Consider the following 20,516-nt stretch of genomic DNA (forward strand, 5'->3'; position numbering starts at 1 on the left):
CGGCGGCATCACGGCGATCGCGAGTGCGATCAGCCACCGCGCGGGAGCACCCGCCTTCGACGTATCCCGCTGAACGATCAGGCGCCGAGCAGACGCTCGCTGTCCATCGAGCCCGCGGCATGCCCCCCACACCCCGCTTGAACCCCGCCGCGCTTTCCCCGAAACAGGCGCCGGTTTCTTCTGGGGGCAAGGCCGCGTGGCGCGACTGCTGTTGATGCTGGGGTTTCTGGTCGCGTGGGCAGTCCCTGCGCAGGCCGACGACATTTCCGCCGCGGGCCGCGGCGTGGTGCGGGTCGTCACCATCGCGGTAGTGGACGATGAGGTCGTGGGCTTCGGCCACGGCAGCGGCTTTGCCGTCGGACCCGACCGGATCGTCACCAACGCGCATGTGGTCGAGCTCGCCGGCCGCTACGAGGGCAATGTCGTGATCGGCGTCGTCCCCTCGGAGGGCGACAAGTCCTACCAGGGCCGGTTGATCGCGCTCGACCAGGAACGCGACCTCGCGCTGATCGAGGTGCAGGGCCTGAAGCTGCCACCGCTCGCGCTCTACAACGGCCCGATCGGAGAGGGCGAGGCCACCGTCGCGCTCGGCTATCCCGGCAACGTCGACTTGGCGACCGCGCAGTCCGCCTCCGACTATATCCTGCCCTTGTCGCCGGTGCGATCGGAGGGCGTATTCTCCGGCCTGCGCCGCCTCGGCACCACCGGCGTGCTGCTCCACACCGCCAGCATCGCGCGCGGCAATTCGGGCGGGCCGCTGCTCGATCGCTGCGGCCGCGTGCTGGGCGTCAACTCGGCGCTGACCCGCGGCGACGACGGCGATGCGAGCTTCGGCTTCGCGATCGCCGGCAGCGAACTCGCCGGATTCCTGCGCGAGGCCGGGCAATCGGCAACGCTGGTCGGCACCAACTGCATCAGCATGGAGGAACTGCTGGCGCAGGATCGCGCCGCCGCCGCCGATGCCGCGCAGCAGGACGCCGCCCGCGCCCGCACCGCCGCCGAGCGGGCCGCTGCCGACCGCGCGCTCGCGATCGAAGGCGCACGCGAACGCAACGAGGCCACGCGCGAGAACTTCATGGCGGGCGCCGCGGTGCTGCTCGTCCTGGCAGGGCTCGCGGCCGGAGGCGCGGGGCTGATGGCGACGCGCGGCAAGCGGCGCGAGGCGATCTGGGCCGGCGGCGGCGGCGGCGTGCTGCTGCTGGGCGCGGTCGTGCTGTTCCTGGTCCGCCCGTCCTTCGACCCGGATTCGGTGCCGGAGCCGACCAAAACGACGAGCGCCGCCAACGGCGTGACCGGCAAGCTCCTGTGCACGCTGGTGCCGGAGCGCAGCCGCGTCACCGTCTCCGCCACGCCCGAGGTGGCGATGGACTGGCAGGCGAACGGGTGCATGAACGGCCGCACCCAATATGCCGAGGCGCCGAACAACGGCTGGGAGCGCATCCTGGTCCCGGACGATGAACAGACGGTGTCGGTGCTCCGCTACGAGCCGGCGACCGGCACCTACATCAACACCCGCTACATGCTGGGCGCTGATCGCATGGCGGAGGCGCGGCGGCTGCGTGAGGGTGTCGCGCTGAAGCAGTGCGCCGGCGAGAGCGCGGGCCGCGCCAATCTGGCGACGCAGCAGGCGGCGATCCGCGGCGCGCTGCCGCCGCTGCCCAACGAGCGCCTGGTCTATCAATGCCATCCGGCACGGGGGACGAACTGATGCTGCGCAACCTGACGCTCACCACCACGCTGCTCCTCGCGAGCGTCGCGCTTCCCGCACAGGATGCGCCGCCGCTCGCCATCCCCGTCGCTGCCGCACCCTCCTTGGGCACCACCAACGCCGGCCGGCTGCTGGTGTTCGCCACGGCGGCGGAGCCGGGCGCCAAGCCCGAGGAGGCGATCGACGTCTCCCCCTTCTCCCCCAACGCCACCTATGTCGCGGCGCGCGAGGTGAGCGACCTCCGTCCCGGCACCCCCGCGCTGGTGGATACCAACACCGACGCCTATCCCGCCGCGTTCTCCACCCTGCCGCCGGGCACCTATCGGCTGCAGGCGCTGCTCGATCGCGACCATAGCTATAACTACAGCGGCCGCGATGCCGGCGACCTCTTGTCGCAGGTGGTGACGGTGACGCTGCCCGGCCCGGTGCCGACGCTGCTGCTCGACCATGTCGAGCCCGCAGCCGACGACACCGCGATGCTCGCGCGGCTCCCGGCCGAACGCCGCAAGCCGCTGGAGGCGGCGCTCGCCCGGGTCGAGCCGGTCGAGGTGCACAGCGCGCTCCTCACCCGCTTCTGGGGCCGCCCGACCAGCATCAACGGCTGGGTGGCGCTGCCGCCCGGCTATGCCGAGGGCAAGACGACCTACCCCACCGTCTATTCGGACGGCGGCTTCGGCAGCACGCTCGGCTCGGCGCGGATGAGCGCTGCGAGCATGACGGCGATGATGGCCAAGGGCGACGCCCCGCCGATGATCTGGGTCTATCTCGACCATCACATCGCCACCGGCACGCACGAGTTCGCCGACTCGGTGAACAACGGCCCCGTCGGCCAGGCGCTGGTCGAGGAGGTGATCCCGGCGCTCGAGCAACGCTACTGGATGGATGCGCGGCCGAGCGGCCGGTTCCTGACCGGCCACAGCTCGGGCGGCTGGTCGACGCTGTGGCTGCAGGTCGCCTATCCGAAGACGTTCGGCGGCAGCTGGCCGACCGCGCCGGACCCGGCCGACTTCCACGACTTCACCAACGTGAACCTCTACGAAGACGCCAATTTCTATGCCGGTGCCGACGGCAAGGACCATCCGCTGGTGCGCAAGGACGGCAAGGTCGTCGCCACGCTGCGCCAGTTCGGGCGGCTGGAGCAGGTGCTCGGCCCCTATGGCGGCCAGTTCGCAAGCTTCGAATGGGTGTTTTCGCCCAAGGGGCCGGACGGACGGCCGCTGCCGGTGTTCGACCGCGCGACCGGCGCGATCGACAAGCAGGTCGTCGCCTATTGGCGCGACCATTATGACGTGGCGCACATCGTCGCGCGCGACTGGCCGACGCTGAAGCCGGACCTGGACGGCAAGATCCACCTGACGGTCGGGACTGCCGACACCTTCTATTTGGACGGCCCGGCCCGCCGGCTGAAGGCGGTGCTCGACGGGCTGGGCGCGAAGTCCAGCTTCCGCTTCGTGCCCGGCAAGGACCACGGCAACCTCTATGAGGCGGAAGGCGACCGCGCCGCCCTCACCAAGCAGATCGCCCGCGAGATGTACGCCGTCGCAAGGCCCGCCCGTGCCCAGCGCTGAGGACGGCATCCGCTTCCACGCAGGCGAGCTCGACTCCGCGGATGTCCAGGCGCTGCTCGCAGCCCATCTCGCCGGCATGCATGCGCAGTCGCCCCCCGGCTCCGTCCACGCCCTCCCGCTGGAGGGGCTGCGGCGAGCGGACGTCACCTTCTTCTCCGCGCGGGACGCAGACGGGCAGCTGCTCGGCGTCGGCGCGCTGCGCGAACTCGACGCCGGCCATGGCGAGATCAAGTCGATGCGCACCGTCGACGAAGCCCGCAACCGCGGCGTGGGTGCCGCGATGCTCGGCCACCTTCTCCGCATCGCACGCGAGCGCGGCTATGCCCGGGTGAGCCTGGAGACCGGGACGCCCGAGGGCTTCGCGCCCGCACGCCGGCTTTACGAACGCCACGGCTTCACCCGCTGCGCGCCGTTCGCCGACTATCGCGAGGACCCGTTCAGCTGCTGCATGACGCTGGAACTGGACGGGACCTCCGCCTGATTTACCCGCCGTTGGCGCGAAACAGCTCCAGCGTGCGCTCTCGGGCGAGCTTGGCCGCCTCCGGGGAATAATCGTCGCGCCGGTCGGAGTTGAAGCCGTGGCCGGCGTCATAGATGTAGATCGTCGCGTTCGCCGGCTCGGCCGCGGCCAGCGCCTCGACGCCCTCGATCGGGATGCCGTGGTCGTGGCGGCCGAAGTGGGCGATCGTCGGCACCTTGGGCGCTTCCTTCGATTCGGGCACCAGGCGCCCGTAATAGCTCGACACTGCCGCCAGCCCCTCCACCCGCGCCGCCGCCAGCCACGCGACCGACCCGCCGTAGCAATAGCCGACGGCGAACACCGGGCCCTTGGGGCGGAGCGCGTCGACGCATACCTGCACGTCGGCGACCGAAGTCTCGATCGGGTGGATGTCGCGCGACAGCTCGATGCCGCGCTGCAGCCCCTCGCCGCCATAAGCTGCCTCGAAACCGGGTGCTTCGCGGTCGAACAGCGCGGGTGCCAGCACCTCATAGCCGTCCGCGGCAAAGCCGTCGCACAGGTCGCGGATATGGTCGGTGATGCCGAAGATCTCCTGCACCAGCACCAGCCCGCCGCGCCGGTCGCCCTGGGGCTCGGCGTGATAGACCCCGATCTCGGCGCCGTCCGCCATCGTCATCCGGATCATGCTGCCATTCATCTGTCATTTCCTCTGGCTAGGGATCGCCCCGCAGGCTTTTCTTGTCAGGCGGGGCCGGATCGGTCCACCGCTGCCGTTTCTTTGAGCATCCGCGCAACGGAAACGGGCGCGTGACTTGCATCCTGAGCCCCCCTTTGCTAACCGCGCGCCAGCCATTCAGGGGGGCGTTTATCCGGCACTGCCCTGTTCCCCATGGCATAAGCGCCTTCTTGGACAAGTTGGGATAGGGATCGCGTGGAGACTTCCGGCGGCAATATAAGCGGTGGCATCCAGGCGAGCCTGGCAGGCCGCTACGCGACCGCGCTCTTCGAACTGGCGCGCGACGACCAGTCGATCGCGACGGTCGAACAGAGCCTGGGCGGTGTGCGCCAGGCGCTGAACGAATCGGACGAATTCCGCGCACTGGTCGCGAGCCCGCTGGTGGCGCGCGACGCCGCGACCAAGGCGATCGAGGCGGTGGCGGATTCGATCGGTGTCGATCCCACCACCAAGCGCTTCCTGGGCGTCCTCGCCCAGAACCGCCGCCTGAAGGAGCTGCCCGCGGTGATCCGCGCGTTCCGGGCGCTGGCGGCGAACCATCGTGGCGAGGTGACCGCAGAGGTCGCCTCCGCCCACACGCTTACCGACGATCAGGTCGATGCGCTGAAGCAGCAGCTTCGTGCCCGCGTCGGCCGCGACGTCTCCGTCGACCTGAAGGTCGACCCTTCGCTTCTGGGCGGACTGGTCGTGAAGATCGGCAGCCTGATGATCGACAGCTCGATCAAGACCCGTCTGAACACTCTCGCGCACGCGATGAAAGGCTGAACATGGATATCCGCGCCGCAGAAATCTCCAAGGTCATCCGCGACCAGATCGCGTCGTTCGGCACCGAGGCCCAGGTCTCCGAGACCGGCACCGTGCTGTCGGTCGGCGACGGCATCGCGCGCATCTACGGCCTGGACAACGTCCAGGCGGGTGAGATGGTCGAGTTCGCCAACGGCATCCAGGGCATGGCCCTCAACCTCGAAGCCGACAACGTCGGCGTCGTGATCTTCGGCTCGGACGCCGAGATCCGCGAGGGTGACACCGTCCGCCGCACCGGCACCATCGTGGACGTTCCGGTCGGCAAGGGCCTGCTCGGCCGCGTGGTTGACGGCCTCGGCAACCCGATCGACGGCAAGGGCCCGATCGTCGCCGAGAAGCGCAGCCGCGTTGAGGTGAAGGCACCCGGCATCATCCCGCGCCAGTCGGTCAGCGAGCCGATGCAGTCGGGCCTCAAGGCCATCGACGCGCTCGTGCCGGTCGGCCGTGGCCAGCGCGAGCTGATCATCGGGGACCGCCAGACCGGCAAGTCGGCCGTCGCCATCGACACCTTCATCAACCAGAAGGAAGTCAACAAGGGCACCGACGAGTCGAAGAAGCTCTACTGCGTCTATGTCGCGGTGGGTCAGAAGCGCTCGACCGTGGCCCAGCTCGTCCGCACGCTCGAAGAGAATGGCGCGATGGAATATTCCATCGTGATCGCCGCGACCGCGTCCGAGCCGGCCCCGCTCCAGTTCCTCGCCCCCTACACGGGCGCCGCGATGGGCGAGTATTTCCGCGACAACGGCATGCACGCGCTGATCGTGTTCGACGATCTGTCGAAGCAGGCGGTCGCCTATCGCCAGATGTCGCTGCTGCTGCGCCGTCCGCCGGGCCGCGAAGCCTATCCGGGCGACGTGTTCTACCTGCACAGCCGCCTGCTAGAGCGCGCGGCCAAGATGTCGGACGCGATGGGCGGCGGTTCGCTGACCGCGCTGCCGATCATCGAGACGCAGGCGGGCGACGTGTCGGCCTACATCCCGACCAACGTGATCTCGATCACCGATGGCCAGATCTTCCTTGAAACCGACCTGTTCTTCGCGGGCATCCGCCCGGCGATCAACGTCGGCCTGTCGGTCAGCCGCGTCGGCTCGGCCGCGCAGACCAAGGCGATGAAGAAGGTCGCGGGCTCGATCAAGCTGGAGCTGGCGCAGTATCGCGAAATGGCCGCGTTCGCGCAGTTCGGCTCGGACCTCGACGCCTCCACGCAGAAGCTGCTCAACCGCGGCGCGCGCCTGACGGAGCTGCTCAAGCAGGCCCAGTTCTCGCCGATGCCGTTCGAGGAGCAGGTCGCGTCGATCTTCGCCGGCACCCAGGGCTATCTGGACACCGTGCCGGTCGGCGACGTCGTCCGCTTCGAGCAGGCGATGCTGTCGGACCTGCGCGCCAACCACTCGGGCGTGCTCGCCAAGATCCGCGACACCAAGGATCTGGGCGACGAGGCGAAGTCGGGCCTGAAGGCAGCGCTCGACAGCTTCGCCAAGACGTTCGCGTAAGGACTGACGGCACAACAATCACCCGTCACCCTGAACTTGTTTCAGGGTCCATCGTGCCCCAAGCGGCGGCGATGCGATTGGAGAGATGGATGCTGAAACAAGTTCAGCATGACGGTTTGGGGAAGTGACGAACTAAATGGCCTCTCTCAAGGCACTCAAGGTCCGGATCAACTCGGTCAAATCGACCCAGAAGATCACCAAGGCGATGAAGATGGTCGCCGCCGCCAAGCTGCGCCGTGCGCAGGAGGCGGCGGAGGCCGGCCGCCCCTATGCCGAGCGGCTCGAGGCGGTGGTGTCGAGCCTCGCCTCGCGCGTCGCAACCGGTGAGGGCAGCCCCAAGCTGCTCGCCGGGACCGGCCGCGACCAGGTGCACCTGTTCGTCGTCGCCACCTCCGACAAGGGGCTGGCCGGCGCGTTCAACAGCAACATCGCCCGCCTCGCCCGTCGCCGCGCGCTGGAGCTCCAGGCCCAGGGCAAGACGGTCAAGTTCTACACCATCGGCCGCAAGGGTCGTGCGGTGCTCGCCCGCCAGTTCCGCGACGGCTTCGTCCATGCGATCGAGCCGGGCGATCTCGGCAAGCTCGGCTTTGCGGACGCGCGCGGCTATGCCGACGACCTGATCGCCCGCTACGAGGCCGGCGAATTCGACGTCGCGCACCTGTTCTACGCGACGTTCAAGTCGGTGCTGACGCAGGAGCCGACCGAGCAGCAGCTGATCCCCGTGGCGATCCCCGCCGCGACGGAAGCGACCGGCGCCGCCGACGCGGTGGTCGAGTATGAGCCGGACGAGGAGCACATCCTCGCCGATCTGCTCCCGTCGAACGTTGCGGTGCAGCTGTTCCGCGCGATGCGCGAGAATGCCGCGTCCGAGCAGGGCTCCAAGATGACCGCGATGGACAACGCCACGCGCAACGCAGGTGACCTGATCAAGCGCCTGTCGATCCAGTACAACCGTGCCCGCCAAGCCGCGATCACGACCGAGCTGGTCGAGATCATTTCCGGCGCGGAAGCGCTCTAAGTTCCGAAGGCAAGGAAGAAACAATGGCCACCGCCGCAGAGACTTTCGCCCCCGTGGCGACCACCAACAACGTCGGCCGCATCAGCCAGGTGATCGGCGCGGTCGTCGACGTGAGCTTCGACGGCGCGCTGCCGGCGATCCTCTCCGCACTGGAGACGGACAACAACGGCAACCGCCTGGTGCTGGAAGTTGCCCAGCACCTGGGTGAGAACACCGTCCGCACGATCGCGATGGACGCGACCGACGGCCTGACCCGCGGCCAGACCGTGACCGACACCGGCTCGCAGATCCGCGTGCCCGTCGGTCCCAAGACGCTCGGCCGCATCCTGAACGTCATCGGCGAGCCGATCGACGAGCGCGGCCCGGTCAACGCCGAAGTCACCGCGCCCATCCACGCCAAGGCACCCGAGTTCGTCGAGCAGTCGACCGAGAGCGCGATCCTGGTCACCGGCATCAAGGTCATCGACCTGCTCGCGCCCTACGCAAAGGGCGGCAAGATCGGCCTGTTCGGCGGCGCCGGCGTCGGCAAGACCGTGCTCATCCAGGAGCTGATCAACAACATCGCCAAGGGCCATGGCGGTACCTCGGTGTTCGCGGGCGTCGGCGAGCGTACCCGTGAGGGCAACGACCTCTACCACGAGTTCCTGGACGCGGGCGTCATCGCCAAGGATGCGGACGGCAACCCGACGTCCGAGGGTTCGAAGGTCGCGCTGGTCTATGGCCAGATGAACGAGCCGCCGGGCGCCCGCGCACGCGTCGCGCTGTCGGGCCTGACCATCGCGGAATATTTCCGCGACCAGGAAGGCCAGGACGTGCTGTTCTTCGTCGACAACATCTTCCGCTTCACCCAGGCGGGCGCGGAAGTGTCGGCACTGCTGGGCCGCATTCCGTCGGCGGTGGGCTATCAGCCGACCCTGTCGACCGACATGGGTGCCCTCCAGGAGCGCATCACCTCGACCAACAAGGGCTCGATCACCTCGGTGCAGGCCGTGTACGTCCCCGCGGACGATCTTACCGACCCGGCGCCGGCGACCTCGTTCGCCCACCTGGACGCGACCACCGTGCTCAACCGCGCGATCTCGGAACTCGGCATCTATCCGGCGGTGGACCCGCTGGACTCGACCAGCCGCGTGCTCGAGCCGCGCGTCGTCGGCCAGGAGCATTACGAGACCGCCCGCGCCGTCCAGGCGATCCTGCAGAAGTACAAGTCGCTGCAGGACATCATCGCGATCCTGGGCATGGACGAGCTGTCGGAAGAGGATAAGCTGACGGTCGCCCGCGCCCGCAAGATCCAGCGGTTCCTGTCGCAGCCGTTCCACGTCGCAGAGGTGTTCACCGGCATCCCGGGCGCCTTCGTGCAGATCGAGGACACGATCCGCTCGTTCAAGGCGGTCGTGAACGGCGAGTACGACCATCTGCCGGAAGCGGCCTTCTACATGGTCGGCGGCATCGACGACGTGGTCGCCAAGGCCGCGAAGATGGCGCAGGACGCGTAAAGAAGACCAACCCACCCGTCCCCTGCTCGCGGGGGACGGGCAGAGGATGAAAAGATGCTGCACTTCGAACTCGTCACCCCCGAAAAGCTCGTCCGCTCGGAGGAGGTCCACATGGTGGTGGTGCCCGGCACCGAGGGCGACTTCGGCGTGCTGGAGGGGCATGCCCCCTTCATGTCGACGATCCGCGAGGGTGCGCTCCAGATCTTCCGCACCGCCGGTGGCGAGCCGGAGACGCTGGCGATCCACGGCGGCTTCGCCGAGGTCAACGACCGCGGCCTGACCGTGCTGGCCGAGCGCGCCGGCTGATCGATCGCCTCCCGAAGGTCCGATCGCGGCCCGCCCTGCCCCGGTTCTTCCGGCGGCGCGGCGGGCCGGTTTCGTTTCGGGCCGCCCGCCCGAACCGGCATTAGGCAATTGTCAAAGCTTGCGCGTTATCCTGACGGTACCGGGAAATCCCCGAGGTTGAGGACGTAGCAAGTGAGTGCATTCGGTCGACGCAATCATCTCGGCGCTCCTGCCGGGCGCCCGCAGTTCGGCGTCGCCCGTCCCATGCAGGGGGAAAGCACCCTCGCCCGTCCCGCCGATACGGATGGCACCGGCCAGTTCCCGCCCATCGCCGACATCCCCCTGCCCGGCAGCGAATCGACGCCCCTCGCCGCGCCGCCGATCGACATGCCCAGCGTCCACGCCGACGCCATGCAGCGGCTGGCCGACCGGCAGGCCGCGTCCGGAGAGGCCGGCACCAGCCGGGTCGAGGGCTTCGAAAGCTCGATCCACCGCATCAAGGAACAGGTGCTCCCGCGCCTGCTGGAGCGCGTCGACCCGGAAGCAGCCGCGACCCTCAGCAAGGACGAGCTCGCCGAGGAATTCCGCCCGATCATCGGCGAGGTGCTGGCCGAGCTGAAGCTCACCCTCAACCGGCGCGAGCAGTTCGCGCTGGAAAAGGTGCTGGTCGACGAGCTGCTGGGTCTCGGCCCGCTCGAGGAACTGCTGGCTGATCCCGCGATCAGCGACATCATGGTCAACGGCCCGGACCAGACCTTTGTCGAGCGCAAGGGTAAGCTGGAGCTCGCCAACATCGCCTTCCGCGACGAGGAGCATCTGTTCCAGATCGCGCAGCGCATCTGCAACTCGGTCGGCCGCCGCGTCGACCAGACCACGCCGTTGGCCGACGCCCGCCTGAAGGACGGCAGCCGCGTGAACGTGATCGTGCCGCCGCTCTCCCTCAAGGGCACGGCGATCTCGATCCGCAAGTTCTCGGCCAAGCCGATCACGCTCGACATGATGGCGGGCTTCGGCTCGATGAGCCCGAAGATGGCGACCGCGCTCAAGATCGCGGGCGCCAGCCGCTTCAACATCGTGATCTCGGGCGGCACCGGCTCGGGCAAGACGACGATGCTCAACGCCTTGTCGAAGATGATCGACCCGGGCGAGCGCGTGCTGACGATCGAGGACGCGGCCGAGCTTCGCCTGCAGCAGCCGCACTGGCTGCCGCTCGAAACGCGCCCGCCGAACCTGGAGGGTCAGGGCGAGATCACGATCCGCGATCTGGTGAAGAACGCGCTGCGTATGCGTCCGGATCGCATCATCCTGGGCGAAATCCGTGGCGCCGAGTGTTTCGACCTGCTCGCCGCCATGAACACCGGCCACGACGGTTCGATGGCGACGCTCCACTCCAACAGCCCACGCGAATGCCTGGCGCGTATGGAGAACATGGTGATGATGTCGGACATCAAGGTGCCCAAGGAAGCGATCAGCCGTCAGATCGCCGACTCGGTCGACCTGATCGTCCAGGTGAAGCGCCTGCGCGACGGCTCCCGCCGCGTCACCAACATCACCGAGGTGATCGGCATGGAAGGCCCGGTGATCGTCACGCAGGAGCTGTTCAAGTTCGAATATCTGGACGAGTCCGCCGACGGCAAGATCATCGGCGAGTATCGCTCCATGGGCCTGCGCCCCTACACGCTCGACAAGGCCAAGCAGTACGGGTTCGACCAGGCGCTGCTGGAGGCCTGCCTCTAGGCAGCGGGCTGGCGCGACTCGCGGACGCTTTCTAGGCTGCCGCAATGCGCATCGCGCTCGCCCTCCTGGCCGCGGCCCTGGCCGTGTCCCCCGTCCCCGCCGCCCAGGTGCCCCGCACGGCTGTGGAGACGCTGGCGAAGGACAGCGCCGAGCGCTGGGTGCCGTTCGAACTCACCCCCGCCAACCACATCCGCTTCGCAATGAAGATCGAGGGGCGGCCGGCAAGCGCGCTGCTCGACACCGGCGTCACCCACTCGATCCTGGACACCGGCTTCGCCCGCGCCGCCCGGCTGAAGACCGAGGCGCGCGGCACCGCGGCCGCGATCGGCGGCGACTTGCCGCTTGGCTGGGCAAAGGTCTCGCGACTGTCGCTGGGCGGGCTGCGCAGCACCGAGCGGCTCATGGCGCTCCTCGACCTTTCGCAGGTGCAGACCGGCGACGGCCGTCCGGTGGATGCGCTGATCGGCGCCGACCTGCTCGGCCCCCATGCGCTCGACATCGATTTCGCGAGCCGCCGCTTCCGCCTGCTGCCGAGCGGCGCCGCGCCCTTCCCCGGCGCGCGTGCGCCGCTTTCGCGCGGCCCCGACGGGCTCTACGTGACCCAGGCCCGGCTCGGGCGCGCGTCGCTTCGCCCGGTGATGATCGACACCGGCGACGGCACCAGCGTCAGCGTTACGCGCGCCCAGTGGCGAACCGCGCGCCTGCCCCAGCGCCCGCTCACCTCCACCATCTCCTATGGCCTCGCCGGCCCGGTCGAGGCGGGCCTCACCGTCACCGACGCGCTGCGACTGGGCGACGCCCCCGCGGCCGCGGTCGAGCTGCGGATCGAGGGCAAGGACTTCGCCGACCGCACCGGCATCCCCAGCCGCATCGGCGTGGGTTTCCTCCAGCGCTTCCGCGTGCTGCTCGACCCGAGCGCCGGCCACCTGCTGCTGGCGCCGATCGAGGGCATCGCCGCCGGCCCGCCGCGCTCCACCAGCGGGCTCCTGCTCGGCTACGCGAACAACCGGCTGAGCGTCCTCCACGTCATGCGCGGCAGCCCCGCGGCCAAGGCCGGCTGGCGCCAGGGCGAGCAGATCTGCCAGGTAGACGGCGCCCCCATCCGCGAAACCGCCCCTAGCCCCGCCGATCTCGCCTGGGCCGCCGACACCCCCGGCCGCAAGCTGCGCCTAGGCCTCTGCGACGGCACCGACCGCACCCTCACGCTGGCGAAGTTCTACTAGGTGGGCGCAAGCGGCCCGCGGGCGCCCACTCTCGTCATCCCGACGAGGGCCGGGATCCTACGAGCCCCAGGCGCGCCCGGCGAGATGGACCCCGCCCTGTCCCTGAGGTGACGAAAGAAAGCGGCCGGGCGCGGCTGGAGGGCCCAATGAAAAACGTTGCTGACGCAAACGCTCAGCGCTGACTGAAGCGTCTTTTTCGAAGCGCTTGAACACCGGCAGCGACCACCAGCGCAGCTCCAAGAATCAACCAGACCAGCCCGAATCCGCGGAAAATGTCAGTCTTTGTCGACATCTTCCAAACCACCCCCCCGCCTATTAGCGCCACAAGGGCTAATTGACCGTAGGTAATCTTCGATAGAGCAAGCGCACGCGCTTCTTCTTTGGTTAGTGCAGGGCCCTCCGGGAGCCGATGCTCGAGTTCGCGTGATGGGGCACCCCAGGCCCAGTAAACCATTACCATCGAAGGCAGTAAAATTGCCCCGATACCGCCCCACATCGCAATCTGCGCGGCAGGACTATCGCTATCTGGGGTCAGCCAGACTAGCAGCAGTATCAAACCGAACGTCGCCGGAACGATGGACCACATGGCAAAACGGATGCGATTGCTGAAGGTCGCTACAAAGGCGTCTCGCTCCAACTCGCTTACCCGAACTGGCACCCCTTTCTGATGCTTACGATAGATGAATCCGTCCCCGCCATCTGAAAACTGATTAGCAAAGGCTTGTCGCAATTGTTGCAAGTGGGAGTTTCCAAACATCCGACAACTCTAACCACGTATCGGCTACACGCAATGTCTGCTTCCACCCACTTCGGACATCCCGTTCTCAAGGCAACGCCAAGCGTCTCACCGCCTCAAGAACGCCCCGCCGCCCCTTCACATGCCGCCAGGGCAACCGCCGCGAGCTGGTCCGCGTGGGGCTCGTCGGAAGGCTCCGCCCAGATGCGCAGGTCGGCGATCAGGGACGGGTGCGCGCAGAGTGCGGCTGCCTCCAGCATCGGGATCACCACAGACTTCCCGCGCAGGCCCTGCTGCACGAGCGGAAGCGCCAGCGGCACATCGCGCAGGGCGATCCCCAGCACCGCTTCCCCACGCACCACCTCGTCGGCATCTTCCGCAGCACGAAGCAGGGCCTCGCGCACTTCCGAACCGTCGACTGCCTCCTGAGCAAGCAGGAAGGTCGCCCAATCCCGGTTCGACGGGTCTGCGTCCTGCGTCATCGCGATCAGCTGGCGCAGGTTCGCATCGCCCCATTCCTTTCCGGAGAGCGGCACCTCTTCGGCGACGATGGCCTTGAGGAAGTCCGATTCGGGCTCATACCGGGCCCTCACCCCGTGAGCGCGAGTGCGCCCAGGATGACCGCGCACAGGATCGCGGCCATCTGGATGCCGGGCCAGGGCATCACCCCCACCCGGTCCAGGTCGGCGCGGCGCGCACGTCGCGCGTCGGCGACCCCGCTCGCCACCGCCACTGCCGCCAGCGCGGCCGCTCCGCTCCAAAGTCCCACTTGCATCCGCCGCGCTTAGCCGCACAACATCGCCGCGTCACCTTTTGGAAGGTCGTTCCGATGCGCCCGATGCTGCCGATCCTCGCCCTTGCCGCCGCGGCGGTTCCCCTGGCGGCGACCGCCGTCGCCCGTCCCGAGACGCCCAAGCAGGCACTCACCGCCGCGATCGCCGCGCCCACGCGTACGCCCACCAACGTCGCGCGCGACAAATACCGCCATCCGGCGGAAACACTCGCCTTCTTCGGCGTGAAGCCCTCCGACACGGTGGTGGAGGTCTGGCCGGGCGGCGGCTGGTATACCGAGATCCTCGCCCCTTATCTCGCGCGCACCGGCACCTATTACGCCGCCGCCCCGCTGCCGAACGGCGCCAAGGGCGTGCAGGCGCTCCAGGCGAGGGACGCCGCGCGCTATGCCAAGGTGCGGATCGCGGGCTTCCCGGCCAAGCCCGGCGACGCGACCGTGCCCGACGGCGGCGCCGACGTGGTGCTCACCTTCCGCAACGTCCACAACTGGCGCTTCGGCGGCGCGGACCAGGCGCAGGCGATGTTCGACGCCATGTTCCGCATGCTCAAGCCCGGCGGCACGCTGGGCGTCGTCGAGCACCGCCTGCCCGAGGTGCGCGACGCCGCCGCCGAGGAGAAGAGCGGCTATCTGAAGGAAAGCTCGGTGATCGGCTTCGCCACCAAGGCGGGGTTCAAGCTGGCCGGCCGGTCCGAGGTGAACGCCAACCCGCGCGACACCGCCGATTGGCCGCAGGGCGTGTGGACGCTGCCGCCGAGCTATCGGCTGGGCGACACCGATCGCGCCAAATATGCCGCGATCGGCGAGAGCGACCGCATGACGCTGCGCTTCGTCAAGCCGCGCTGACCCTCAGAGCTGCACAAGCGCCACATACTGCCGTACCCCCGCGCAGGCGGGGGTCCAGGGCCAAGCAGAACAACCGCTGGGCGGTGGTCGGGACCCTGGGCTCCTGCCGTCGCAGGAGCACGACGGAGTCCGGGGGCGGCGGAGGGCTGACGCGCCCTCCCTGCCCCAGGAACTGGCTCACTTGGCCAGCTTGTCCACCTTCTCCTGCAGCCGGGCGAGCTCTGCGCGCAGCGCCTGCATCTCGCCCTCGCCGCCCTCGTTCGCGGTCGGCGCCGGGACGCTGCTGTCGTTCGCGGCACCCGTCTTGAACGCCGCCGTCGCCGCCTCGAACATCGCCATGTTGCGCTTCGCGATCTCGGCGAAGGGTGTGTTGGCGAACGGCGAATTGGCGAACGCGCCCTCCACCGCCGACTTGAACTGCTCCTGGTTGCGGCGGAAGCTGTCCATCGACGCTTCCAGATAGCCGGGCACCATCGCCTGCATCGAATCGCCATAGAGCGCGATCAGCTGGCGCAGGAAGCTCACCGGCAGCATCGTCTGCCCGCGGCTTTCCTCCTCCATGATGATCTGCGTCAGCACATTGTGGGTGATGTCGTCGTCGGACTTGGCGTCGACCACCTTGAAGTCGCGACCCTCGCGAGTCATCGCGGCGAGATGGTCCAGCGTGATGTAGGACGAAGTCTCGGTGTTGTAGAGACGCCGGTTGGCGTATTTCTTGATGATGACGGGCCCGCCATCCGACACAGTCTTTTTCATGCAGAACCCCTGAAATGTCTGACTCGACAATATCACCCTTTTCTGCCGCGCTGCAACGCGGGCCGCGTCCGCTGCCGCTCTTCCTGGAGATGCTGCAGTCGGAGACGGCGGACGCCCCCGATCGCCGCGCCGCAGCACTGGCGGGCCTCCGCGCGTTCCAGCAGGCGCCGCGCCCGCCGCGCGCGCCGGCGCCTGCGGTGCTGGCACGGTGCGGACGGGCCACCCTGCACGATTATGGCCAGGGCGCCGCGCCCGGGCGGCCGGTGGTGTTCGTCCCCTCGCTCATCAACCCGCCCTTCGTGCTCGATCTCGCGCCGGACAATTCGCTGCTGCGCTGGCTGGCGGGCCAGGGCATGCGCCCGCTGCTGGTCGACTGGGGCACGCCCGCGCCCGCCGATCGCGACCAGGACATCGACGCGCATGTGACGGAGCTACTGCTGCCGCTGCTCGATGCGCTCCCCGAGCCGCCGGTGCTGGTCGGCTATTGCCTGGGCGGCACGCTTGCGCTGGCAGCCGCTGCGCTCCGGCCGGTCGCGGGGATCGCGCTGATCGCCGCACCCTGGCACTTCGCCGGCTTCGGCACGGGCGCGCGCGCGCGCATCGCCGCGCTGTGGCAGGCGGCGGAGCCGACCTGCGCGGCGCTGGGGCTGGTGCCCATGGAGGTGCTGCAATCGGGCTTCTGGCGGCTCGACCCCGCCCGTACCGTCGCCAAGTTCGAGGCTTTCGGCACGCTCGATCCCGGCAGCGCGAAAGCGCAGGCTTTCGTTGCGCTGGAAGACTGGGCCAATGCGGGGGCACCGCTCACCTATGCGGCCGGGCGCCAGCTGTTCGAGGGCTTCTTCGGCGACGACCTGCCCGGCAGCGGCCGCTGGCAACCGGGCGGCCGCCCGGTCGCGCCCGGCGCACTCGCCTGCCCGGCGATCGACTTCGTGGCGCAGGGCGACCGCATCGTGCCGGCACCAAGCGCGGCCGGCCTGCCCGACCGCCACCCGGTCGCCGCCGGCCATGTCGGCATGGTGGTGGGCAGCCGCGCGCCTGCGCTGCTCTGGCAGCCACTCGCCGACTGGATAAGCCGGGTTCCCGCGCCTAGATAGGCGCAAAGCGCCGCACGAGGGCGGCCGCACCTGAGAGGATTCTGCCGCATGACCGAGATCGTGATCGCCGCCGCCAAGCGAACCCCGGTCGGCAGCTTCCTGGGCGCCTTTGCCACCACCCCCGCCCACGAACTCGGCCGCCAGGCGATCGAGGCCGCGCTCGCGCAGGCGGGCGTCGCGCCGGAAGACGTCTCGGAAGTGATCCTGGGCCAGGTGCTCACCGCCGCGCAGGGGCAGAACCCCGCGCGCCAGGCATCGATGGCCGCCGGCATCCCCAAGGAAGTGCCCGCCTGGGGCGTGAACCAGGTCTGCGGATCGGGCCTGCGCACCGTTGCGCTTGCCTATCAGGCGATCCTGACCGGCGACGCCTCGATCGTGGTCGCGGGCGGCCAGGAGAGCATGTCGCTGTCGGCGCACGCCCAGGCGCTGCGTGCCGGCTCCAAGATGGGCGACGTCGCGCTGGTCGACACCATGATCAAGGACGGCCTCACCGACGTCTTCAACGGCTATCACATGGGCATCACGGCGGAGAACCTGGCCGCGCAATATGAGGTCAGCCGGCAGGACCAGGACGCGTTCGCCGTCCGCTCGCAGAACCTGGCCGAACAGGCGCGCAGCGAGGGCCGCTTCAACGACGAGATCGCCCCCGTCACGGTGAAGGGCCGCAAGGGCGACACGATCGTCGCCGACGACGAATATATTCGCGCCGGCGCCACGTTCGACGCGGTGTCGGGCCTGCGCCCGGCGTTCAAGAAGGACGGCACCGTCACCGCCGGCAACGCCAGCGGCATCAACGACGGCGCCGCCGCCCTGGTGGTGATGTCGGCCGACGAGGCGAAGCGCCGCGGCATCACCCCGCTCGCGACGATTCGCAGCTGGGCCTCCGCCGGCGTCGACCCGTCGATCATGGGCATCGGCCCCGTCCCCGCGTCGCGTCGCGCGCTCGAAAAGGCGGGCTGGACCGTCGAGGACCTCGACCTGATCGAGGCGAACGAGGCGTTCGCGGCGCAGGCGCTCGCGGTCGGCAAGGACATGGGCTGGGACGCGGACAAGGTGAACGTCAACGGCGGCGCGATCGCGATCGGCCACCCGATCGGCGCCTCGGGCGCGCGCGTGCTGACCACGCTGCTCTACGCGATGCAGAATCGTGACGCGAAGAAGGGACTCGCCACCCTGTGCATCGGCGGCGGCATGGGCATCGCCATGTGCGTCGAGCGGCCGTAAGGCCGCGCGGGTCTGGCTTAGCGCCAGACCCGATCGAAGCGACGGCCGAGGCCGGTCAGCAGTTCATATTGCGACCGGCCGGATGCCACAGCGGCGCGCTCCAGCGCATAGTCGATCGTCAGCCAGTCGCCCTCGGCAACGTCTGCGCCCGTCACATCGACGATCAGCAGGTCCATCGACACCCGCCCGCGCACCGGGCAGGCGATGTCGCCGGCGAACACCGTCCCCGTGTCCGAGAATCCGCGGACGTACCCGTCCGCATAGCCGATGTTGAGCACCGCCAGTTCCTGGTCGGCAGGCGCCACATAGGTCGCGTTATAGCCCGCCGCCTCGCCGGCCCGCATGCGCCGCCGCTGCAGCACCTGCGCCTCCGGAAACACCACCTGCCGGATCACGTCCTCTGCCGCCGGGCACGGTATGCCGCCATAGAGCGCCAGGCCCGGCCGGGTCAGGTCGAAGCGATAGTCGCCGCCCAGGAAGATGCCCGCGCTGTTGGCGAGGCTGTAGCGCCTGGCCGGCACCCGCGCCGCGACCGCGGCGAAGCGTTCGCGCTGCGCCGCGTTCATCGGGTGGTCTTCGTCCGCGCAGGCGAGGTGGCTGACGAGCGTCTCGATCTCCAGGCCCTCGAACACCGCGTCCGGCACATCCCAGCGCACGCCCAGCCGGTTCATGCCGGTGTCGACCATCACGTCGCACGGGCCGCCGCCGCTGTCGCGCCAGCGCGCGATCTGCCGCTCCGTATTGAGCACAGGGCGCACATGCGGCCAGCGACGCGCCCCCGCGAGATCCTCCTCGCGCAGGCCGTGCAGCACCGACACCGCGGGCGCGACGTTGGCGATCGCCTCGGCCTCTGCCCAGGTGGCGACAAAGAAGTCGCGGCACCCGGCTTCGCTCAGCCGGCGCACCACTTCGCGCGCGCCCAGGCCATAGCCGTCCGCCTTGACCGCGGCACCGCAGGCGGCCGGGCCGCTACGCTCGGCAAGCGCCTGCCAGTTGTGGACGAGCGCGGCGCCATCGAGCCGCAGGCGAAGAGGGGCATCGGTCACGCGACGCGGCCTAGCGCCTGGGCCGGCGGGCGTCGAGGGCAGCCCGCTTACCCTGCTTGCGTTTACGCAAAGCAGCGTTGCGGCGGCTGCGCTTGCGCTGCACTGCAGCATCACCCATTTGCGCGACAATGGCTTCCTCCCCTTCTGCTTCCACGCGCAGCGTCGCGCTGGTGCACCTCGCCCTCGCCACCGGCGGCTTTGCGATCGGCACGACCGAGTTCGCGGCCATGAGCCTGGTGCCGCTGTTCGCCCCCGGCCTCGGCATCACCGAGCCGGTCGCCGGCCATGTCATCAGCGCCTATGCGCTGGGCGTGGTGGTCGGCGCGCCGCTCGTCGCGGTGCTCGGCGCGCGCATGTCGCGCTTCGCGCTGCTGATCGCGCTGATGGGCTCGTTCGCGCTGTTCAACGGGCTGAGCGCACTGGCGCCGACTTATGGCTGGATGCTGGTCTTCCGCTTCCTGAGCGGTCTGCCGCACGGCGCCTATTTCGGCGCGGCGTCGCTGGTCGCGGCCTCGCTGGTGCCCTCGGAGAAACGCACCCAGGCGGTCGGCCGTGTGATGCTGGGGCTGACGGTCGCCACCATCCTGGGCGTGCCGGCGGCCAATGCGCTCGGGCAGACGGTCGGCTGGCGCTGGGGCTTCGGAGTCGTCGCGGTGCTGGCGCTCGGCACCGTCGCACTGCTGGTGGCGCTCGCCCCGCGCGACAAGGCGGACCGCACTGCCAGCCCGCTTGCCGAACTGCGTGCGCTTGCCCGCCCGCAAGTGTGGCTGACGCTCGGCATCGGCGCGGTTGGATTCGGCGGCATGTTCTGCGTCTACACCTATGTGGCCTCCACCCTGCTGGAGGTGACGCGCGTCTCCGCCGCGACCGTGCCGGTGGTGCTGGCGGTGTTCGGCACCGGCATGACCGCGGGCAATTTGATCGTGCCGCGCTTCGCCGATCGCGCGCTGATGCCGACGGTGGCCTTCACGCTCTTGTGGAGCGCCGCCATGCTCGCGCTCTACACCTTTGCCGCTGCGTCCCTGTGGACGATCGTCCCCTGCGTGTTCCTGATCGGCCTGGGTGGTGCGCTCGGCACCGTGCTCCAGACCCGGCTGATGGACGTGGCGGGCGAAGCGCAGAGCCTGGCCGCAGCCCTCAACCACTCCGCGCTCAACCTCGCCAACGCAATCGGGCCCTGGGTCGGCGGCATGGCGATCGCCGCCGGCTGGGGCTGGGAATCGACCGGCGCGATCGGCGCCGTGCTGGCGCTCGCCGGCCTGCCGATCTGGGCGGTCTCGGTGGCAATGGAGCGCAAGCGCACGGCGGTGTTGCAGCCGGCCTAGGCCGTACTCCCGCGGAGGCGAGACCTCTGCGAAACCGCGGATCGTGCTCCTGCGAAGGCAGGAGCCCAGGGTTCCAAGCACCGTAAGTCGTTGGTCTGCCTGGCCCTGGATTCCTGCCTGCGCAGGAATACGGGTGTGACCAAAGAACGGCGGCCGCTGTTTCGCGCAAAT

The 20,516-nt window shown here is 69.2% G+C and carries 20 protein-coding genes; 14 read left to right on the forward strand and 6 right to left on the reverse strand.

What is annotated here, in order from left to right; all coding sequences use genetic code 11:
• Nucleotides 1-196 precede the first annotated feature (196 nt).
• From MHZ35_RS15100 to MHZ35_RS15110, 3 genes are read left to right on the forward strand one after another with little or no spacing between them, the layout of a single operon-like run.
• Nucleotides 197-1,708, forward strand: a complete 1,512-nt coding sequence (locus tag MHZ35_RS15100; protein WP_239436400.1) for a S1C family serine protease — start codon at nt 197-199, stop codon at nt 1,706-1,708.
• Nucleotides 1,681-3,276 carry an alpha/beta hydrolase gene (locus MHZ35_RS15105; protein ID WP_239436401.1) on the forward strand — a complete coding sequence of 532 codons (1,596 nt, stop codon included), beginning with the start codon at nt 1,681-1,683 and terminating at the stop codon, nt 3,274-3,276. Before MHZ35_RS15100 ends, MHZ35_RS15105 begins: the two co-directional genes overlap by 28 nt.
• Nucleotides 3,263-3,757, forward strand: coding sequence for a GNAT family N-acetyltransferase (locus MHZ35_RS15110; protein WP_239436402.1), 495 nt, complete (start codon nt 3,263-3,265; stop codon nt 3,755-3,757). The genes MHZ35_RS15105 and MHZ35_RS15110 overlap by 14 nt, the downstream gene beginning before the upstream one ends.
• Before the next feature lies 1 nt (nt 3,758).
• Here MHZ35_RS15110 and MHZ35_RS15115 read toward each other — a convergent pair whose 3' ends face one another.
• The gene (locus tag MHZ35_RS15115; RefSeq protein ID WP_239436403.1) at nt 3,759-4,433 is read right to left on the reverse strand and encodes a dienelactone hydrolase family protein; all 675 of its coding nucleotides are present in this window, start codon (nt 4,431-4,433) and stop codon (nt 3,759-3,761) included.
• A gap of 255 nt (nt 4,434-4,688) precedes the next feature.
• Here MHZ35_RS15115 and MHZ35_RS15120 point away from each other — a divergent pair, with 255 nt between their 5' ends.
• The 7 genes from MHZ35_RS15120 (at nt 4,689) to MHZ35_RS15150 (ending at nt 12,528) form a co-directional block, all read left to right on the forward strand.
• Nucleotides 4,689-5,237, forward strand: coding sequence for a F0F1 ATP synthase subunit delta (locus tag MHZ35_RS15120; RefSeq protein WP_125961636.1), 549 nt, complete (start codon nt 4,689-4,691; stop codon nt 5,235-5,237).
• Nucleotides 5,238-5,239: 2 nt separating this feature from the next.
• Nucleotides 5,240-6,769, forward strand: a complete 1,530-nt coding sequence (gene atpA, locus MHZ35_RS15125; RefSeq protein WP_132883055.1) for a F0F1 ATP synthase subunit alpha — start codon at nt 5,240-5,242, stop codon at nt 6,767-6,769.
• Nucleotides 6,770-6,905: 136 nt separating this feature from the next.
• A complete protein-coding gene (locus tag MHZ35_RS15130) occupies nt 6,906-7,787 on the forward strand; it encodes a F0F1 ATP synthase subunit gamma (RefSeq protein ID WP_239436404.1) in 882 nt (293 codons plus the stop codon).
• Between the two features lie 23 nt (nt 7,788-7,810).
• On the forward strand, nt 7,811-9,283 hold the full coding sequence (atpD, locus tag MHZ35_RS15135) for a F0F1 ATP synthase subunit beta (protein WP_129340096.1): 1,473 nt from the start codon (nt 7,811-7,813) through the stop codon (nt 9,281-9,283).
• Between the two features lie 54 nt (nt 9,284-9,337).
• Nucleotides 9,338-9,589 (forward strand): ATP synthase F1 subunit epsilon, encoded by a 252-nt coding sequence (locus tag MHZ35_RS15140; protein WP_125961575.1) that lies wholly within the window; start codon nt 9,338-9,340, stop codon nt 9,587-9,589.
• A gap of 171 nt (nt 9,590-9,760) precedes the next feature.
• Nucleotides 9,761-11,305 carry a CpaF family protein gene (locus MHZ35_RS15145; protein ID WP_206432229.1) on the forward strand — a complete coding sequence of 515 codons (1,545 nt, stop codon included), beginning with the start codon at nt 9,761-9,763 and terminating at the stop codon, nt 11,303-11,305.
• A 44-nt stretch (nt 11,306-11,349) separates the two neighbouring features.
• Nucleotides 11,350-12,528 carry an aspartyl protease family protein gene (locus MHZ35_RS15150; RefSeq protein WP_239436405.1) on the forward strand — a complete coding sequence of 393 codons (1,179 nt, stop codon included), beginning with the start codon at nt 11,350-11,352 and terminating at the stop codon, nt 12,526-12,528.
• Nucleotides 12,529-12,700: 172 nt separating this feature from the next.
• On the opposite strand, the gene MHZ35_RS15155 is transcribed toward MHZ35_RS15150, so the two are convergent.
• The 3 genes from MHZ35_RS15155 to MHZ35_RS15165 form a co-directional block, all read right to left on the reverse strand.
• Nucleotides 12,701-13,267, reverse strand: a complete 567-nt coding sequence (locus MHZ35_RS15155) for a hypothetical protein (RefSeq protein WP_239436406.1) — start codon at nt 13,265-13,267, stop codon at nt 12,701-12,703.
• A 113-nt stretch (nt 13,268-13,380) separates the two neighbouring features.
• A complete protein-coding gene (locus MHZ35_RS15160) occupies nt 13,381-13,857 on the reverse strand; it encodes a HEAT repeat domain-containing protein (protein WP_239436407.1) in 477 nt (158 codons plus the stop codon).
• The gene (locus tag MHZ35_RS15165; protein WP_125961572.1) at nt 13,854-14,039 is read right to left on the reverse strand and encodes a hypothetical protein; all 186 of its coding nucleotides are present in this window, start codon (nt 14,037-14,039) and stop codon (nt 13,854-13,856) included. The genes MHZ35_RS15160 and MHZ35_RS15165 overlap by 4 nt, the downstream gene beginning before the upstream one ends.
• 54 nt (nt 14,040-14,093) lie before the next feature.
• Here MHZ35_RS15165 and MHZ35_RS15170 point away from each other — a divergent pair, with 54 nt between their 5' ends.
• Nucleotides 14,094-14,900, forward strand: a complete 807-nt coding sequence (locus MHZ35_RS15170; protein WP_239436408.1) for a class I SAM-dependent methyltransferase — start codon at nt 14,094-14,096, stop codon at nt 14,898-14,900.
• A gap of 177 nt (nt 14,901-15,077) precedes the next feature.
• Here MHZ35_RS15170 and phaR read toward each other — a convergent pair whose 3' ends face one another.
• Nucleotides 15,078-15,656 carry a polyhydroxyalkanoate synthesis repressor PhaR gene (gene phaR / locus MHZ35_RS15175; RefSeq protein ID WP_125961570.1) on the reverse strand — a complete coding sequence of 193 codons (579 nt, stop codon included), beginning with the start codon at nt 15,654-15,656 and terminating at the stop codon, nt 15,078-15,080.
• A gap of 14 nt (nt 15,657-15,670) precedes the next feature.
• On the opposite strand from phaR, the gene MHZ35_RS15180 reads away from it, so the two are divergent.
• Nucleotides 15,671-16,750, forward strand: a complete 1,080-nt coding sequence (locus tag MHZ35_RS15180) for an alpha/beta fold hydrolase (protein ID WP_239436409.1) — start codon at nt 15,671-15,673, stop codon at nt 16,748-16,750.
• 48 nt (nt 16,751-16,798) lie between these two features.
• Complete coding sequence (locus MHZ35_RS15185) at nt 16,799-17,974, forward strand: acetyl-CoA C-acetyltransferase (protein WP_239436410.1); 1,176 nt, start codon at nt 16,799-16,801, stop codon at nt 17,972-17,974.
• Nucleotides 17,975-17,991: 17 nt separating this feature from the next.
• Here MHZ35_RS15185 and alr read toward each other — a convergent pair whose 3' ends face one another.
• Nucleotides 17,992-19,020 (reverse strand): alanine racemase, encoded by a 1,029-nt coding sequence (gene alr / locus MHZ35_RS15190; protein WP_239436411.1) that lies wholly within the window; start codon nt 19,018-19,020, stop codon nt 17,992-17,994.
• 128 nt (nt 19,021-19,148) lie between these two features.
• Here alr and MHZ35_RS15195 point away from each other — a divergent pair, with 128 nt between their 5' ends.
• Entirely contained in the window at nt 19,149-20,345 is a 1,197-nt protein-coding gene (locus tag MHZ35_RS15195) for an MFS transporter (protein ID WP_239436412.1), read from the forward strand.
• Nucleotides 20,346-20,516: the final 171 nt, after the last annotated feature.

The sequence above is a fragment of the Sphingomonas sp. ACRSK genome, assembly GCF_022346685.1.
GTDB classification, from domain to species: Bacteria; Pseudomonadota; Alphaproteobacteria; order Sphingomonadales; family Sphingomonadaceae; genus Sphingomonas; species Sphingomonas molluscorum.

Bases quoted from the DNA above. Each gene is read 5' to 3' on its own strand.
- MHZ35_RS15105 (WP_239436401.1), top strand. From the start codon at position 1,681: ATGCCATCCGGCACGGGGGACGAACTGATGCTGCGCAACCTGACGCTC.
- MHZ35_RS15115 (WP_239436403.1), bottom strand. From the start codon at position 4,433: ATGAATGGCAGCATGATCCGGATGACGATGGCGGACGGCGCCGAGATC.
- atpA (WP_132883055.1), top strand. From the start codon at position 5,240: ATGGATATCCGCGCCGCAGAAATCTCCAAGGTCATCCGCGACCAGATC.
- MHZ35_RS15130 (WP_239436404.1), top strand. From the start codon at position 6,906: ATGGCCTCTCTCAAGGCACTCAAGGTCCGGATCAACTCGGTCAAATCG.
- atpD (WP_129340096.1), top strand. From the start codon at position 7,811: ATGGCCACCGCCGCAGAGACTTTCGCCCCCGTGGCGACCACCAACAAC.
- MHZ35_RS15140 (WP_125961575.1), top strand. From the start codon at position 9,338: ATGCTGCACTTCGAACTCGTCACCCCCGAAAAGCTCGTCCGCTCGGAG.
- MHZ35_RS15150 (WP_239436405.1), top strand. From the start codon at position 11,350: ATGCGCATCGCGCTCGCCCTCCTGGCCGCGGCCCTGGCCGTGTCCCCC.
- MHZ35_RS15165 (WP_125961572.1), bottom strand. From the start codon at position 14,039: ATGCAAGTGGGACTTTGGAGCGGAGCGGCCGCGCTGGCGGCAGTGGCG.
- MHZ35_RS15170 (WP_239436408.1), top strand. From the start codon at position 14,094: ATGCGCCCGATGCTGCCGATCCTCGCCCTTGCCGCCGCGGCGGTTCCC.
- phaR (WP_125961570.1), bottom strand. From the start codon at position 15,656: ATGAAAAAGACTGTGTCGGATGGCGGGCCCGTCATCATCAAGAAATAC.
- MHZ35_RS15180 (WP_239436409.1), top strand. From the start codon at position 15,671: ATGTCTGACTCGACAATATCACCCTTTTCTGCCGCGCTGCAACGCGGG.
- MHZ35_RS15185 (WP_239436410.1), top strand. From the start codon at position 16,799: ATGACCGAGATCGTGATCGCCGCCGCCAAGCGAACCCCGGTCGGCAGC.
- MHZ35_RS15195 (WP_239436412.1), top strand. From the start codon at position 19,149: ATGGCTTCCTCCCCTTCTGCTTCCACGCGCAGCGTCGCGCTGGTGCAC.